Annotated in this window: 16 protein-coding genes, 2 tRNA genes and 1 pseudogene; 8 read left to right on the top strand and 11 right to left on the bottom strand. The window is 69.4% G+C overall.

Features of this window, described 5'->3' with window-relative positions; translation table 11 throughout:
* Positions 1-10 precede the first annotated feature (10 nt).
* Entirely contained in the window at positions 11-1,168 is a 1,158-nt protein-coding gene (locus tag Drose_RS31245; protein WP_260724857.1) for a polyprenyl synthetase family protein, read from the bottom strand.
* A 217-nt stretch (positions 1,169-1,385) separates the two neighbouring features.
* Complete coding sequence (locus tag Drose_RS31240; protein ID WP_260724856.1) at positions 1,386-2,387, bottom strand: SanA/YdcF family protein; 1,002 nt, start codon at positions 2,385-2,387, stop codon at positions 1,386-1,388.
* Positions 2,388-2,533: 146 nt separating this feature from the next.
* Here Drose_RS31240 and dnaG point away from each other — a divergent pair, with 146 nt between their 5' ends.
* Together dnaG and Drose_RS31230 are read left to right on the top strand one after the other, a co-directional pair.
* A complete protein-coding gene (gene dnaG, locus Drose_RS31235) occupies positions 2,534-4,381 on the top strand; it encodes a DNA primase (protein WP_260724855.1) in 1,848 nt (615 codons plus the stop codon).
* 13 nt (positions 4,382-4,394) lie between these two features.
* Positions 4,395-4,928 carry a hypothetical protein gene (locus Drose_RS31230; RefSeq protein ID WP_260724854.1) on the top strand — a complete coding sequence of 178 codons (534 nt, stop codon included), beginning with the start codon at positions 4,395-4,397 and terminating at the stop codon, positions 4,926-4,928.
* A 7-nt stretch (positions 4,929-4,935) separates the two neighbouring features.
* Here Drose_RS31230 and mptB read toward each other — a convergent pair whose 3' ends face one another.
* Together mptB and Drose_RS31220 are read right to left on the bottom strand one after the other, a co-directional pair.
* Entirely contained in the window at positions 4,936-6,345 is a 1,410-nt protein-coding gene (gene mptB / locus Drose_RS31225) for a polyprenol phosphomannose-dependent alpha 1,6 mannosyltransferase MptB (RefSeq protein WP_260724853.1), read from the bottom strand.
* 221 nt (positions 6,346-6,566) lie between these two features.
* Complete coding sequence (locus Drose_RS31220; RefSeq protein WP_260724852.1) at positions 6,567-6,926, bottom strand: hypothetical protein; 360 nt, start codon at positions 6,924-6,926, stop codon at positions 6,567-6,569.
* 239 nt (positions 6,927-7,165) lie between these two features.
* Between Drose_RS31220 and Drose_RS31215 the strand changes: the two genes are divergently transcribed.
* From Drose_RS31215 to Drose_RS31205, 3 genes are all read left to right on the top strand, one after another.
* Positions 7,166-7,238, top strand: a tRNA-Asn gene (locus Drose_RS31215).
* A 102-nt stretch (positions 7,239-7,340) separates the two neighbouring features.
* Positions 7,341-7,414: transfer RNA gene (locus Drose_RS31210), tRNA-Ile, on the top strand.
* 229 nt (positions 7,415-7,643) lie between these two features.
* Positions 7,644-7,907: a hypothetical protein gene (locus tag Drose_RS31205; protein WP_260724851.1), complete on the top strand. Its 264-nt coding sequence runs from the start codon at positions 7,644-7,646 to the stop codon at positions 7,905-7,907.
* Here Drose_RS31205 and Drose_RS31200 read toward each other — a convergent pair.
* Positions 7,868-8,299, bottom strand: a complete 432-nt coding sequence (locus Drose_RS31200; RefSeq protein WP_260724850.1) for a recombinase family protein — start codon at positions 8,297-8,299, stop codon at positions 7,868-7,870. The genes Drose_RS31205 and Drose_RS31200 overlap by 40 nt on opposite strands.
* A gap of 116 nt (positions 8,300-8,415) precedes the next feature.
* On the opposite strand from Drose_RS31200, the gene Drose_RS31195 reads away from it, so the two are divergent.
* Positions 8,416-8,619 carry a DUF6119 family protein gene (locus Drose_RS31195; protein ID WP_260724849.1) on the top strand — a complete coding sequence of 68 codons (204 nt, stop codon included), beginning with the start codon at positions 8,416-8,418 and terminating at the stop codon, positions 8,617-8,619.
* 243 nt (positions 8,620-8,862) lie between these two features.
* Here the strand turns inward: Drose_RS31195 and Drose_RS39235 are convergent.
* A pseudogene (locus tag Drose_RS39235) lies at positions 8,863-9,189 on the bottom strand (DUF6879 family protein); the annotation flags it as partial.
* 92 nt (positions 9,190-9,281) lie between these two features.
* Complete coding sequence (locus tag Drose_RS31185; protein WP_260724847.1) at positions 9,282-9,524, bottom strand: hypothetical protein; 243 nt, start codon at positions 9,522-9,524, stop codon at positions 9,282-9,284.
* Between the two features lie 136 nt (positions 9,525-9,660).
* Here Drose_RS31185 and Drose_RS31180 point away from each other — a divergent pair, with 136 nt between their 5' ends.
* Both Drose_RS31180 and Drose_RS38865 read left to right on the top strand, forming a co-directional pair.
* Positions 9,661-10,053: a hypothetical protein gene (locus Drose_RS31180; RefSeq protein ID WP_260724846.1), complete on the top strand. Its 393-nt coding sequence runs from the start codon at positions 9,661-9,663 to the stop codon at positions 10,051-10,053.
* 272 nt (positions 10,054-10,325) lie between these two features.
* Positions 10,326-10,892, top strand: coding sequence for a sugar O-acetyltransferase (locus tag Drose_RS38865; RefSeq protein ID WP_313899955.1), 567 nt, complete (start codon positions 10,326-10,328; stop codon positions 10,890-10,892).
* Between the two features lie 174 nt (positions 10,893-11,066).
* On the opposite strand, the gene Drose_RS31170 is transcribed toward Drose_RS38865, so the two are convergent.
* From Drose_RS31170 to Drose_RS31155, 4 genes are all read right to left on the bottom strand, one after another.
* The gene (locus Drose_RS31170) at positions 11,067-11,363 is read right to left on the bottom strand and encodes a hypothetical protein (protein WP_260724845.1); all 297 of its coding nucleotides are present in this window, start codon (positions 11,361-11,363) and stop codon (positions 11,067-11,069) included.
* A gap of 82 nt (positions 11,364-11,445) precedes the next feature.
* Positions 11,446-12,306 carry an alpha/beta fold hydrolase gene (locus tag Drose_RS31165; protein ID WP_260724844.1) on the bottom strand — a complete coding sequence of 287 codons (861 nt, stop codon included), beginning with the start codon at positions 12,304-12,306 and terminating at the stop codon, positions 11,446-11,448.
* 394 nt (positions 12,307-12,700) lie between these two features.
* Positions 12,701-13,153 (bottom strand): hypothetical protein, encoded by a 453-nt coding sequence (locus Drose_RS31160; protein ID WP_260724843.1) that lies wholly within the window; start codon positions 13,151-13,153, stop codon positions 12,701-12,703.
* 445 nt (positions 13,154-13,598) lie between these two features.
* Positions 13,599-14,522: an aminoglycoside phosphotransferase/kinase family protein gene (locus tag Drose_RS31155; RefSeq protein WP_260724842.1), complete on the bottom strand. Its 924-nt coding sequence runs from the start codon at positions 14,520-14,522 to the stop codon at positions 13,599-13,601.
* Positions 14,523-14,730 lie beyond the last annotated feature (208 nt).

The following is a 14,730-nucleotide window of genomic DNA, read 5'->3' as shown; positions in this document are numbered from 1 at the left end:
CCGCCGCGGGTCAGGCCGAGTGACGGGTGGCGCGTCTGGCCAGGGCCACCAGTTCGGCCACCGCGGCCGGGGACGGGATCGCCAGATCGAGCGCGAGCAGCGCCTGAGCCAGGAGATCGTCGGCCTGCTGCCGGCACCAGGCGCGGGCGCCCGACTGCTCGATCGACTTCGCGGCCCGCTCCAGGTCGGTGTCGCCCAGGCGGTCCTCGCGGCCCAGCACCTCCGCCAGTTCGTCCGCGCCGGCCACCAGCGCCGCGGTCACCGGCAGGGAACGGCGGCGACGGCGCAGGTCGGCGTACCTCGGGCGGCCGGTCTGCGCCGGATCGCCCCAGATGCCCAGCAGATCGTCGGCGAACTGCACCGCCAAGCCGAGCCGCACCCCGAAGAGCCGTAACTGCTCGACCTGCGCACGGTCGCCGCCGCCGGCCAGGGCGCCCAGCGCGCAGGCGCTGCCGAGCAGAGCGCCGGCGTGGCGCTCGGCCGCGCCGAGACACTCCCGGAGCAGATCGCCCCGATCGCCAGTGGTCCGGTCGCCCAGGACCAGCGTCGTGTGGTCGCCGTGCAGGAGCTGCTGGACGGTGTCGCCGAGGACGCGGACCGTCGTGCCGCCGGTGATCGGGCCGGTCCGTTCGCAGGTCGCCTGGCGCACCGCACCGGACACCGGGCGGACCGGCTCGGGGGTGGTGCGGCCCACGGGAGGGACCGCCGGGCGAGTCGGGTCGCCGGTGGCCGCCACGTCGAACGCGAGCGCCAGAAGGGCCTCGGCACCGAGTGTCGCCGGCTGTGCGCCGAAGACGCTCCAGGCGGTCGGGCGGTGCTTGCGGGTCAGGTCGCCGGCGCGCAGGTCACGGCGGATCTCGGCCCAGTGGTGCAGCAGCTCGACGGCGACCGCGGCCGGCACCGCGTCGTGCGGGTCGCCACCCACGGCGCCGGCGCAGACCAGCGTAAGCGCGGACCGCTCGTGCGCGGCGCAGGAGCGCGGGCCGTCGGCCCATCCGAGCTGCAGGTCGGCGATCTGCCGGGACGGCTCGGGCAGCCGCGTGACGGCGGCGCGCAGGGCCGGGTCGACGAGCCGGCCGGCCCAGGCGAGGACGTCGTCCACGTTGCGCAACACGATGACCATCAGCCGTGCCGCCCAGCGTCTCGTCTGGTGACCGTCACCGGACACGCACCACCCATCACACGGGAAATCGGATCGCGCCGATCTCCCGTCGGCGCCGCGGACCTGGTCAAGTATGCCGGTGCGGTCCGCCGGACACGCCGGAAACGCGATGCGCGGCCGGGCGTGGCGGAAGCGGTTGTCGCCCGTCCGGTGCATGTCGCGCGAAAATCCGCGTGTCGTCGCGAAGCGTCGGATCCGGCGGGAACAGTGCCGACCTGGTCCACTATGGACGGATTGCCCGATCGAGCGCAGGGTCCGGTGGCGACGGTACGGCCGGCGGCCGGTGCCGCACCGCCTCCCATGCCGCCTTCGGCCCGGCGGCGACGTCTCTGGCCGTGTTGTACCAGATCGTCACCGACCGGCAGCCCTCGCAGCGGGCCGGCACCCCGACCGCGGCCACACCCAGCCGGCGGCACAGCGTGATCGCCCGGTGCAGGTGCAGTTCCTGGCTGACCAGGAGGGCGCGGCGCACCCCGTACACGTCGTGGGCCCGGCGGCAGGTGTCATACGTGTCGAGGCCGTACGGGTCGACGACCATCCGCGCCGGGTCGACGCCCCGGCCGGCGAGGTACTCACGCATCACCCGGACCTCGTCGCCCGAGCCGCCCCGCGCGTCGCCGGAAACCAGCAGCGCCCGCGCCTTGCCCGCGGCCAGCAGGTCGATCGCGGTGTCGAGGCGGCCCTTCAGGAAGGGCATCGGCTGACTGCCGCCAGGCGCCACCTGCGCGCCGAACACGATCGCCACATCCGCGACGGGTGCGTCACCGACGGTGACGATCCGACCGGCCGAGGACAACCGGATCCAGACGGTCGGTGCCAGTACCAACGCGGCACAGACGACCGCGGCGAGCACGAACCGGACGGCGAGGCGGCGACGGCGCTCCCGGCGAGTCTCCCGGCCCTCCGGCAGGGCGCGGCCCCGGCGGCCGCGCCGTGCGGCGCGCTCGACCTCGAAGAGGAACCACGGCGGTAGCGTTGCGTCGGCGCGCAACCTCTTGCGCTCCTCGTCGTCCAGGTAGCCGGTGACGTGGTCGACCGCGACCGAGTAGGCGGCCATCCGCGCGGCGCCGCGTCCGCGGGGCCGCGCCACGAGCCAGATGCCGAATGTGGCGACGACCACCAGCCACCCGAGCGGCCGGAGGCGCCGGCCGCGGCGGCTGAGCCGGTCCCGCACGGCTAGCCAGGCGAGCCGGTCGTCGCGCAACCTGGGTGCTGGGCTCGGCATGACGGCAGCATCGCACGGGGCGACCGGCCGGCGCCGCCCCGCGAGACGTAAATTGTCGGTGCGGTGAGGCCAAGCGCCGCAGCCGCCGTCCGGCCCCGGGCAGGACCGAGGCAGGATGTAAGGCGTCGGGTCTGGGGAGGTGGCGATTGGCCGGCAAGATCAGGGACGAGGACATCGCCCTGGTGCGCGAGCGCACCGCGATCGCTGATGTCATCTCCGAGCACGTGACGCTCAAGTCGGCCGGCGGTGGCAACCTCAAGGGTCTCTGCCCGTTCCACGACGAGAAGACCGCGTCCTTCAACGTCTCACCCGCTCGAAACGTATATTTCTGTCACGGCTGCGGTGCGGGCGGTGACGCCATCAAGTTCCTGATGGATCACGACCACCTGACGTTCGTGGAGTCGGTGGAGCGGCTCGCCGGGCGCGCCGGCCTGCAGTTGCGCTTCGTCGAGGCGGGTCCGGCGCCGATCCGCCAGACCGGGCAGAAGCAGCGGCTGATCGCCGCGCACGCGGAGGCCGCCCGGTTCTACGCCGAGCAGCTCGGCACGCCCGGCGCCCGCGCGGCGCGCGAGTTCCTCGCCCAGCGCGGCTTCAGCCGGGAGGCGGCCGAGCGGTACGGCTGCGGTTTCGCGCCCGAGGGGTGGGATCCGCTGACGAAGCACCTGCGGCAGAAGGGGTTCACCGCCGCCGAGCTGACCAGCGCCGGCCTGTCCCGGGAGGCGCGTTCCGGCAGCCTGATCGACCGGTTCCGGCGCCGCCTGCTGTGGCCGATCAGGGACATCTCGGGTGAGGTCATCGGGTTCGGCGCGCGCAAGCTGTTCGACGACGACGACGGCCCGAAATACCTGAACACGCCGGAGACGCCGCTCTACAAGAAGTCCCATGTGCTGTACGGCATCGATCTCGCCAAGCGGGAGATCGCGAAGCAGAGCCGTGTGGTCATCGTCGAGGGGTACACCGACGTGATGGCCTGCCACCTGTCCGGCGTGCCGGTGGCCGTCGCCACCTGCGGCACGGCGTTCGGCGCCGACCACATCGCGGTGCTGCGCCGGCTGCTCATGGACGCCGACGGCTACGGCGGCGAGATCATCTTCACGTTCGACGGCGACGCCGCCGGGCAGAAGGCGGCGCTGCGCGCGTTCGAGGACGATCAGCGGTTCGTCGCGCAGACGTTCATCGCGGTCGGCCCCGACAACATGGACCCCTGCGAGCTGCGCCTGGCCAAGGGCGAGGCGGCCGTGCGCGACCTGGTCGCCGACCGGCAGCCGCTCCTCGACTTCGCGCTGCGGTCGGTGATCCAGCGGTTCGACCTGGACCTCGCCGAGGGCCGTGTCGGTGCGCTGAAGGCGACCGCGCCGCTGGTCGCCAAGATCAAGGACCGCACGCTGCGCCCGGAGTACGCCCGCAAACTCTCCGGCGATCTCGGCATGGAGCTGGAGACGGTCCAGCGGGCGGTCAACGCGGCGGCGAAGGGGGTCGTCGACCCGGTCGTCCCGCCGCAGCGGCGTGTGGTCGCCCCGGACAGCCCGGAGGGCCTGGTCGAGCGCGAGGCGCTGAAGCTCGCGCTCCAGCAACCGGTGCTGGCCGGCCCGATGTTCGACGCGGTCGGCGCGCAGGCCTACGGGCATCCGACCTACGCCGCGCTGCGCACCGCGATCGCCGAGGCGGGCGGCGCCTCGTCGGGCACCGGCGGCGTGGTGTGGATCGAGCGGGTCCGCGAGGCGTGCACCGACCTGGCCGCCAGCGCGCTCGTCACCGAGCTGGCCGTCGAACCGCTGCGGCTCGACGGCGAGCCGGACCCGCGATATGTCGAGGCGACGATCATCCGGCTGCAGCTACCGGCGCTCAACCGTACGATCGCCGAGCTCAAGTCCAAGCTGCAGCGCATCAACCCGGTGACCAACGCCGACGACCACCTGCGCCTGTTCAGCGAGCTGGTGTCGTTGGAGCAGCACGCCCGGGCGCTGCGTGATCGCGGCGCGAGCCGCTGGTGAAGGTGCGGATGGCATGTTCGGTTTCCTGAAGAAGCGCCGGCTCCCGGCGGCCAAGCGTCCGAAACTCGACGCCGAGGAGCGGATCGTGGCGTGGGCTGGCACGACGGGCGACAGCGTCGTGGTCGCCACCAACCTTGGCCTCTGGCTGTCGGGGGCCGACGCGCGGCTCGGCTGGCACGAGATCCACAAGGCGGCCTGGTCGGGCCGGCAGCTCTCCCTGATCGCGGCGCGGGAGCTGCCCGCGGCCGACGGCGGCGACTACGTGGTCATGGAGGACCTGCCGCCGCTCGTCCTCACGCTGCTGGACCCGGACCGGGTCCCGGAGCAGGTGCGGGTGCGGGTCAACAAGTCGATCGCCCACACCTCGCACCACCCGCTGGTCGACCGCGCCGGCGTCCGCGTCGTCGGCCGCCGGGTCCCGGGGGTCAACGGGCTGCGCTGGACGGTCCGCTACGACGAGGGCGTCGACCCCGCGGCGCCGGAGGTCGCCGAACAGACGGCCGAGCTGGTGGCCTGGGCGAAGACGGGCGCCGGCCCGACACCCTGACCGCGGGTCACGGCGCCGGGGTCCGCAGGACCTCCGGGGTCGCCGGGGACCGCGGCCCGGACCAGAGCGCCCGCACCGCCGGCCGGTGGCGCACCGCCCAGACCACGGCGGCGACCACCAGGGCCACGTCGAGGAAGGCGCCCGGCACCTTGGTCTTCGTGGCCAGGCCGAGGCTGTCCGGCAGGGTGAGGAACACCAGGCCCGCCGCGGCGGCGTGCACCACGGTCCGCAGCCGGCCGGTCAGGGTCGTCCCGGCCAGGACGGCGATGCCGGCGATCGCGTACCAGGCGTAGAACACCGGGCCGAGCACCGCTGCCACCAGCAGGGCCACGCCGGCGGCCGTGAGCACCGGCTGGGCGGCCGAGTCGGGCCGCCGCCGAGCGGCGCGCAGAGCCCACAGCCACAGGACCAGCAGCGCGGCGGCGAGCACGACGAACCCGGCGGCCCGCGCGGCCGCGACCGCGGTGTCGGAGGCGTCGGGGGCGCCGAGCACGCGCAGGACGTATCCGGCGGCCATGCCGACCCCGGTCGGGATCGACAGCCATTGCACCATCGTCGTCGTCGAGTCGAGCGCGCCGAGGAAGCCGAGACCGTGGGACGTGACGGCCGCGAGGACGGCGTACGCGCCGATCAGCGCGGCGGTGAACGTCACGGGGGAGAGGCGGCGCCGGACCGTACCGCCGAAGCACATCAGCAGCACCGCGAACGGTGCGGCGACAAGGGCCGTGACCTTGACCGCCACGGCGAGGCCGAAGGCGAGCCCGGCGAGTGCCGGCCGGCGCCGGGCGGCGAGGGCGAACCCGGTGAGCACGAAGCCGGCCAGCAGGATGTCGTTGTGGGCGCCGGAGACGACGTGGACGAGGACCAGCGGGCTGGCGGCGAGCAGCGCGTTGCCCCGCGACAGCCGATGCGCGGCGGCGACGCACAGCAGCAGCCCGAGCACGGCCACGACGCGGAGCAGGCCGACCATGACGAGGATGTCGCCGTGGGCCAGGCCGGCCACGCCGCCTTCGATCGCGAGCCACAGCGGCCCGTACGGCGTGGGGGTGTCGCGCCACAGCGGCGGCACGGCCGACAGCCAGGTGCACGGCAGGGCGGACGGCCCGACCCGGTAGAGGTCGAGGCCGGCGTTGAAGAGCTGACCCTGGCAGCCGTACGCGTAGACGTCCTGCGCGCCGAGCGGCGGCGCGACGAGCACCGGCAGGCTCCACAGCGCGGCGGTGCGCAGGAGGCTGCCCGGCGACGGCTCGTCACGCATTGCCCACCAGGCGCGGACCAGCAGGATCAGCGCGCCGAACCAGACCACGACGCCGGTGATCCACGCTGCGTCGTGGTGGTAGGGCTTGCCGGCGAGAAAACCGCTGACTGCCAGCAGGACGGACGCGGCCAGCCCCAGCCAGCGCGGGTTGAGGCGCACCCGTGCATGGTAAACACCTCGGAAAGCTGAATGCCGTACCCCTGGGCCGGCGCGTGGTTGATGGCGGGGCGTTGATCGCGGCGACTGCGCTGGTCAAGCGGTTCGGTGACGTCACCGCGGCCGATGGCATCGACGTGCGGGTGGCCGCCGGTGAGGCGTTCTTGGCCGTACAAGGGGGCCGGCCCCCGCTGGGGCCGGCCCCCTTTGTCGCTGTGCTGGCCCTACAGGCCGGGCGTGGTCGGCGGCTTCGTCGAGTTCGAGCCCATGCCCGTGCTCGGCGCGCCGGTCGTGGCCAGCGTGTCCCGCTCGATCGCCGGCGTGTCCGACGTGTGCAGCAGCCGCTGGCCGAAGTCGGTCTCGGCGAAGCGGCTGTTGGCCAGCCTGTCGGTCATCTTGCTCTTACCCTCGCTGTAGAGCCGCGTCGCCTGCTCCTGGACGACCCCGGCGGCTTCCTGGACCGTCGGGCTCTCCTTGATCTTCAGAGCAGTGGCCTTAAGCTCTTCGTACTTCTCCCTGCCCGCCCGGGCGCCGAGCACAAAGCCCGCGGCCAGGCCGCCGAGGAACAGTAGCTTGCCGCGCATGCGACGACCTCCTTCTGGACGGCGCACGAATCGACCAGGTTGCCTGGACGCCGTCTTGTGTTGAGTTACCCGTCCATCGTCGTTCCGACACATCGATCTTGCGGCCCCTTTGCCAAGATCTGGCACACGATGAGGTGGAGTCCGGCGCCACGGCGGATACCCGGTGGCGGAGGACCCCGGTTCGTGCTGTACTCTTTCCCGGTCGCCCTCGGACGGACAACGTCCGGGGAGACGCGCGATCCCGCGTAGCTCAATTGGCAGAGCAGCCGGCTGTTAACCGGCAGGTTATAGGTTCGAGTCCTATCGCGGGAGCTCTGAACGGCCCCTTATCGGGGCCATTTTCATGTCTGGGGTAGCCTGACACCGTTTCGGGTCCGCATTCGGGTTGCGCGGGTCGGTAAGCTTGCGACGCTCGGGGCGGTAGCTCAGCAGGTTAGAGCTGGGGACTCATAATCCCTTGGTCGCGGGTTCGAGTCCCGCCCGCCCCACCGAACGCACCATTGTGCGAACCGGTGATCCTTCTTCGTTGATGCCCCCGTCCGGGTCGGGCGGGGGCATCGGTGTGTCTGGGGCGGGGATCTTGAACACGGGGATGACTCCTTGGTCGGTGAGTTTGACTTCGGCGATGAGGGTTTCGATGGCTGCTTCGCTGGCGGCGGTGGTGATGACGTGTTGTAGGTAGGCGCGGGCGAGGGTTTCGGGTTCGGGTGTGGCTGGTTGGGCGTCGAGTTGGGCGCGGCGGGTCTGTTGCTGGGCGAGTTGGTTGCGGAGGTCGCGGATGCGGGGTCCGGCGGTGGTGTCGTCCATGGTTCCGGCTTCGAAGGCGGCGTGGTAGCGGTTGATGGCGGCTTCGGTGGCGATGCGGGTGGCGAGTTCGGCGTGGCGGTCGTCGGTGGTGTCGGCGTGTTGGGCGTTGGCGTTTTCGATCATGGTGATGAGGGTCAGGTCGGTGTTGGTGTAGAAGTCGTGGAGGGCTTGTAGGACGAGTTGGTCGATGTCGTCGGCGGGGTGCCGAGCCGGTCCTGGGTGTAGAGGCGGAAGATCTCGCGGAGGGTGGGTGTCTCCTCGGGGTGCGGGATGAGTGTGTTGGTGCCGGGTTCGACGAGGTAGCCGTAGGGGCGGTTGCCGCCGGCCCATTTGCCCTTGTTCGCTTTCGCGGTCATGCCACTTTTCACCCTGTCGATGATGATGTTGCGTTCGAATTCGGCGAAGACGGCGAGGAGTTGCAGCATCATGCGGCCGAAGGGTCCGCCGGTGTCGACGGGTTCGGTGGCGGAGGAGAGCCTGACGCCGGATTGTTCGAGTTGGTTGATGAGGTCGAGGAGGTTGGCGACGCTGCGGCTGAACCGGTCGAGTCGGTAGACGAGGAGCACGTCGAAAAGTCCGGCTTTCGCGGCTTGTCGACCAGACGGGACAGTGGCCGTTCGGTGCCGGTGTCGTACTCGAGGAAGAACGTCACCTGGTGCCCGTCCTGGGTCCAGTTGCCAGGATGGTGCGTGCGGCCGACCCGAGCCGTGCCGTCACGGCCGCGTTCAAGCCGAAGAAGGTTGTGTACGGCGTCGCCCTCGGTTCGGGCAAGGCGCTGACCGCCAATACCTTGTTCACGTTTTCGCAGGTGGCCCTCTACCGGCCCGTTCGGCGGCTGCGCGGCGACGGCATCGACGTCGAGGTCGCCGGCATCCCGTCCAGTTGATCCTGGTAGGTGTGACTGGGTCGGGCGTAGGACGACCCAGTCACCTCCTCTTGACGAACCCTCGTACATCACCGGGAAGCTGCGACGGCAGCACCTCGAAGCCTGGCCCGGAGCGATGGAAGTGCACCCCACCGTGCACGTCCCGGGCCTGGACCACGTCGCCCGAGACCGCCGCCTCCAACCGGACCCGAGGGTGTAGACCTCCGGGAGCGGGCCGTCGTGCTCGAACTCAGCGACCCGGTCCACAACGCGCACGGCACCGCCGAACTCGTCCCGCATCCGCAACACCTGAAGTTCCCACTGCAGATACGGGATGATGGACTCTTCGACAACGCGAACGCGTCGTGTCACGAACCCTCGCTCGCTGGTCCTCCGATAGTAGTCGGCCATGTCACGACGACCGGCTTCGAGAATCCGCAGCGACTCGTCCCGGTCTCCTTTTGCGAACGCTTCCCAGCTTGCATTTCCTGGTTCCTTGAAGAACTGCTGGCGCTCCAACTTCCAGAACCCGGGCTCGGTCGTCGCCCAGAAGCTCCGCTCGAAGTCGGCCAGGTAGGCGTCCAGCTCCATCCGTTCGTCTGCGGCTCCGGCGAGAAGATCACGCATCCGGGATGTCCACCTTCGCCGCGAGGATCGTCTTCCGCGGGATGATCACGATCCGTTCACCCGGGATCGACGCTCACCCAGTCCGGCAACCTGGTCTCATATGCGGCGGTCAGGTCCGATCCGATGATCGCGACGTCACCATTGTCGAGCTCCCAGATATCCGGGCAACTTCCGTCGCCGGACGTCTGCCCCAACTCGTGGGACGACTTCCCCCAACGCCGCAGGAATGACGCCGAGGGCTTCGCTTCCCACTTTTCGGCCACGACGCTGCTCCAGGAATCGAGATCAATATTACCCACGGTGGCGCTATCATGACGAATGTGCGACGGGCAGGCGTCATTGTCATAGATCGGCGTCTACGCTCCGATGGCTCGGTGGATAGGAGCCGACGACAGCTAGTTGCACAGGACGGGTGTGGTGGGGATGGATCAGGAAATGGTCACTGCGATCGCGGGCGCCTTGGCGACGAAGGCCGCCGAGGGCCTCACCGAGGGCGGCAGAGCGGCGTTCGAGGCGTTGGCACGGTTGGTGCAGCGCGCGTTCCAGGGACGGGCCTCCGCGCAGGCCGCGCTCACCGGCGCCGAAGCCGACCCGGCGGACGAGACCCGGATCGAAGAACTCCAGCAGCAGCTTGCCCAGACCGCAGCCGAAGACCCCGCATTCAAGACCGACCTGCGAGGTGCGTGGCGCGAGCTCGCACCACACCTGACCGCCAGCGACGGCGCCGTGGCCAACAACGTCTCCGGAACCGTCGAGGGCAATGCGGTGCAGGCACGCGACCTCCACGGCGGGATCTTGTTCAGCACGCCAAGTCGAGACGAGCCCTGACGCAGCATCGACGTCAACCTGTAGTGGCGCAGGTCTCTATCGAGGGCGGGTCGCTCGGAGCAACGGAAGCGCGGCGCGACCTGCGGAAGAGTGGTGTCTTTTGCCAACGAGGTTTGTCCGTGTGCCAGTGAACTTCGTCCGCAGCGACTCGAACGGGTGACGGCACGGCGATCGGCAATTGGCATGCAGAGGCGGACCCCTATCACGGAGTGACGCGTTCCCTACCGGTGGGTCGTCATCGGGTCTCTGACTCGCTGTGCCAGCATCGCTTCGTGCGCAACGAGCAACGCCTACGAGCACGGACGCATGAGTCACGCGCCTTCGCGGAGCGCGTACAGCTCGTCATGAACCTGACCTCGCGCCTCAACGTGCTGCCGTTTGACAACCTCGACGCGCGTAGAACGGTGCTGGCCGAGATCTTCGGTAAACCGATCCCTGACTCGCTGTCCATCCAGCCACCGTTCTATTGCGACTATGGGCTTGGAGCATCGTTCGGAGAGCGCGTGTTCATCAATCAGGGATGCTTCTTCCTCGACTACGGGGGCATCACCATAGGTGACCGCGTCCTGATCGGTCCCCGAGTGACTCTGAGTACGGCCGGACACCCGGTCGACCTCGACGAGCGGTACGACTTCATCACACACGCGCCCATCGTCATCGAGGATGACGTGTGGATCGGCGCTGCAGCCACGATCACCCCTGGAGTGACAATCGGTCGCGGCTCGGTCGTCGGCGCGGGCGCCGTTGTCGCGAAGGACGTGCCGCCGCTGAGTGTGGTGACGGCAACAAGCGTTGTCGAGCGAAAGCGTCTGAAGCCGGCGTCTCCTGCAACCACCTGAGGCCTGCGGCTCACCCCGCGCACATCGACAGAATCGGATGCCTCACACCGCTACTATGAACCGGTGCAGGGTCTGCTCGGCCGTCCGCGCTGCTGGGAACCCAGTCGTAGGCGAGGCGACGCCCTTCACGGCGGCCGACAAGCCGTGAGGCGTTGCGTCCCGCCCAGTTTCGGCTCACCGGCTCCGTCGGCGACCGGTCCAGGCCCACGCGACGCACAGCCAGCCGGCAGCGAGCAGAACCAACATCGCGACCAACAGCGCGGCGACGAGGCCGTCATGTCCGGGAGCGCCAGGCAGCCCCTCGGCGTTGGCTTCGACGCCCAGCGCTCCGCACGACAAACAGGACAGTGCGAGGAGCGTGCCACCAATGATCATCAGTCCCCGCACTGCACTACGGTACAGCGCTCGGTGGTTCTGACGGGCGCGAGCGACATTCCGCCCGCCAACGCCTTTCAGGTCGTGCACGCTCATCGGCACAACGTGGCGGCATCCCCCGCCACGTTCGGTAGCGAGCGCTTCGCGACATGAGCGGATGGCTCGGGGGCTGCGTCGATCAAGCGAGAAAGCGGTGCAGTGCTTCCGCCAGATCATCGGGGTTTTCCTCAGCGACATGATGGCCGGACTCGATCGGCTCGCCGCGTAGGTCCGGGGCCCAAGGCCGCCACACGGCGAGTGGATCGCCGTAGAGGCCCTCCATGTCGTCGCGGGTCGACCACAATAGCAGCGTCGGGCAACGGACGGTGCGACCAGCGCGCCGGTCGGCTTCCTCGTGATCCCGGTCGACTCCGAGGCCGGCCCGGTAATCCTCCAACATCGCCCGCACGGTGGCTTTGTCGTGGATGGCTTCACGAACCCCGCGATAGTTCTCGGCGCCCATAGCGCCTGGCCGTACGCTGTCGTACCAAGCGTCGAGATCGGCGGTGATGGCCCGCTCCGGCTTGTCAGGCTGGGCGTAGAAGAACCAGTGATACCAGTCCCGAGCGAACGTTGCGTCACATCTGGCGAGCGCTTCGCTGATGGGAACACCGTCCATGACCACCAGCCGGCTGACCACGCCGGGATGGTCCAGCGCCAACCGCAACGCCACGTAACAGCCGCGGTCATGTCCAACCACAGCAAACTTCGAATGTCCCAGTGCCACCATCAGCCGGACCATGTCCCCGGCCACCGCACGCTTGGACTGCTGCGAGTGGTCCGGACAAAGCTCTGCCTTGCCGGACCGCCCGTAGCCGCGCATATCAGGGCAGACAACCGCAAAGCCATCACTCACCAGTTGTGGGGCAACCCGGTGCCATGTCGAACCCGTGCGCGGATGCCCGTGGATGAGCAGCACCGGGAGCCCTCGCCCGGCATGCCGGACCCGCAGCTCCACCTCCCCCACGCCGATCCGCTCATCGATGAAGCCGTCGAACACGCGCGGAACGTACCCGGCTCCACCCTGCCCTGAACATCCGCACATCGGCAAGACAGAGAAGCGTCGGCCACGGCGAGCCGTTGACGGTCCATGACCAGCCACGGTCGACCCCGCCGCAACCACGCACCAACGGCGGCATGAGCGAGTACGTGACCTTGATCAATCCGGGTGCCAGATGAGTATGTTGCGATGGCCCCCACCGAGCTTGATAGACGTCATCCGCAGGGTCGGACCAGGTTGAACCTTGTGTGGAGGCGTTCGAGAAGCTCGTTGGCCAGTCCATGCCCGGCCCGGGTCGGTCCGGGCAGTGCGTCGAGGAAGCTCGTGACCAGTAGTTCGTCTATGTCACGGTCACCCAGATTGAAGGGTGCCTCCAGGAAACTCGACCTCACGATCATCGATTTCGCAACTCCCGCTCGTATGCCCTCAGATACCACCGATCCCTGGCCCGGTTCACCAAGACGACGACCGAGGCCACCACCACGAGGAGCAGCACCACGCGGACCAACCAGACGAGCGCCGGATACACCACCGCCGCGCCCGGCACCGCCACAGCCGAGTGATTGTGGGCCGAGTCCGACACCCTCACCTCGTACCAGCCGTCGGGCTGCTGCGGCCCGATCGCAGGCCATTCGGACCCACCGACGGTGACCCCGTGCACCCCGCCGGTGACGGTGAACCCCGCGGTCGACCAGTGCCCGGTGCACCTGGTCTCGTCCGGCGTCCAGTCGCCCATCCGTACGTAGCAATGGTCGACCGTCGCCCAGGTCGAACTGCCCGGGAAGAACCCGGTACCGAGGCCAAGCGCGAGGACTACCGATCCCCAGACGGACCACCACTTCCACATGGACTCAGTATCGACAACCGCGCTCGTGTCCGGTGCCCCAGACCCTGCCCTCACGGGTCCACAAATCGTCCACTCGGTCCTACCCTGTACGACACGCGCATCCACCGACGCCCGCAGGATGCGCATGTCGCGGCGACCGCTCATCGGCATGACAGGATTCCGCGAGTTGGCCCAACGTCACTCCGGGTAACGGGACGTTCTTGGCGAGCGTGCGCAACCGCCGTCCACGCGGACACGCTTCAATGACAAGAAGCTCGTCTGAAACAGGATCTGATGGCACAGACAGACTTCGTTGGCAACGGACAGGTGGCACTGTCGTTGTTCAGCAGCAGGTTGCGTGGTTTCGTCGGTGAAACCGGGGCCCGTTTGTCGGCGAGTTCGGATCCCGCCTGCTGGCGGCAGGTTCGTGTGTTCGCCAGTTCGGGACCCGCCATGGTGACGCGTTCTAGGCGTTCGCTCGGCGGAGACGTTCGGCTGCTTGCGCTTGGAGCGCGTTGCCGCACACCGGGGGTTGGCCGTGTAGTGCCTCCCAGCGGGCGTTGTGCGCTGCCGGCCACAGGCTGGCCGCCCAGGCGATCTCCAGCTCAACGGCTGTGAACGCCCGGCCCCTGACGTCCTGATAAGCCAGCAGGAACGCCTCGGAACTCCCGATCGGCGCCAGCGTGGGCAGCCCGGCACCTCTGGGAAATACTCCGCTCGCCGCTCCTACCAGTGCTGCTTCCGGTTGCCATGCCAGGCTGTCCCAGTCGTGCACCGCCCACACCTCCCGGCCGTGCCAGCGCAAGTTCTGCGCCTCGAAGTCGGAATGGCCCAGTACGCACGGCAGATCGGCGGTTAGGAGCCTGTCGCGCGCTTGCTCAGCCGTGTCGACGACATGCGCAGGCACCATGCTCTGGTCCCGCCTGTCGAGGAAGTCGATCGCCGGCCACAACCCGGTATCAGTGTGGTCCCAGCGAACCCAGCGCGGATTTGGCAGCGGAGGCGCGACGGTCACATAGGCCAGCTCGGCTGCCAGCCGGGCGAACACCTGCGCATAGCGCACGGCCACGTCGGGCGTCTGCCCGTGCAGGATGTCGCCACCGGGCCGGAAGTCCTCAGCGTGCACGGCCAGCGAACCGACGTTCGTCACCGACGTCAGTGGCCGCGCGCATGGGAATCCGCGCTCGGCCAACTGAAACTGCGCCGCCACACAGGACACGGCCCGGCCGTCATCCTCGCGCGCCTTTACCATGACCTCTGCGCCCGAGGTCAACCGAAGACCGAACACCGTCGAGATCTGCTCAAGCCCGAACAGCATCTCAGCAGGCTCGGCGCCGAGTCGTTTCAGACACCAGACCGCCAACCAGTCCGGCAGATCGTCCACAGCCATGGTGAGAACTGTGACATCTGCTCCATGAATTCGCGGCACCGCGCGCGTACAGGTAGTGGTGCGGGGTGGCCCCGGCTTCCTGGGAGGCACGAAGGCAGGACCACCCCGCGTGGACGGCGGCGGCTTCGGCGGTGGGCCGTCCGTCGTCCGTCCGGCGCCCGGCCGCCGCCGATCGCACGGGCCGAGCGCTCGTCGCGGTCCGCGTGCC

The sequence above is a fragment of the Dactylosporangium roseum genome (assembly GCF_025264685.1).
Taxonomy (GTDB): Bacteria; Actinomycetota; Actinomycetes; order Mycobacteriales; family Micromonosporaceae; genus Dactylosporangium; species Dactylosporangium roseum.
This window is presented reverse-complemented; position numbering and strand designations above follow the sequence as displayed.

Excerpts from the sequence above, each read along its gene's own strand:
- Drose_RS31180 (WP_260724846.1), top strand. The coding sequence starts at position 9,661 with ATGGTCACTGCGATCGCGGGCGCCTTGGCGACGAAGGCCGCCGAGGGC.
- Drose_RS31160 (WP_260724843.1), bottom strand. The coding sequence starts at position 13,153 with ATGTGGAAGTGGTGGTCCGTCTGGGGATCGGTAGTCCTCGCGCTTGGC.
- Drose_RS31155 (WP_260724842.1), bottom strand. The coding sequence starts at position 14,522 with ATGGCTGTGGACGATCTGCCGGACTGGTTGGCGGTCTGGTGTCTGAAA.
- Drose_RS31170 (WP_260724845.1), bottom strand. The coding sequence starts at position 11,363 with ATGAGCGTGCACGACCTGAAAGGCGTTGGCGGGCGGAATGTCGCTCGC.
- Drose_RS31240 (WP_260724856.1), bottom strand. The coding sequence starts at position 2,387 with ATGCCGAGCCCAGCACCCAGGTTGCGCGACGACCGGCTCGCCTGGCTA.
- Drose_RS31195 (WP_260724849.1), top strand. The coding sequence starts at position 8,416 with ATGGTGCGTGCGGCCGACCCGAGCCGTGCCGTCACGGCCGCGTTCAAG.
- Drose_RS31220 (WP_260724852.1), bottom strand. The coding sequence starts at position 6,926 with ATGCGCGGCAAGCTACTGTTCCTCGGCGGCCTGGCCGCGGGCTTTGTG.
- Drose_RS31230 (WP_260724854.1), top strand. The coding sequence starts at position 4,395 with ATGTTCGGTTTCCTGAAGAAGCGCCGGCTCCCGGCGGCCAAGCGTCCG.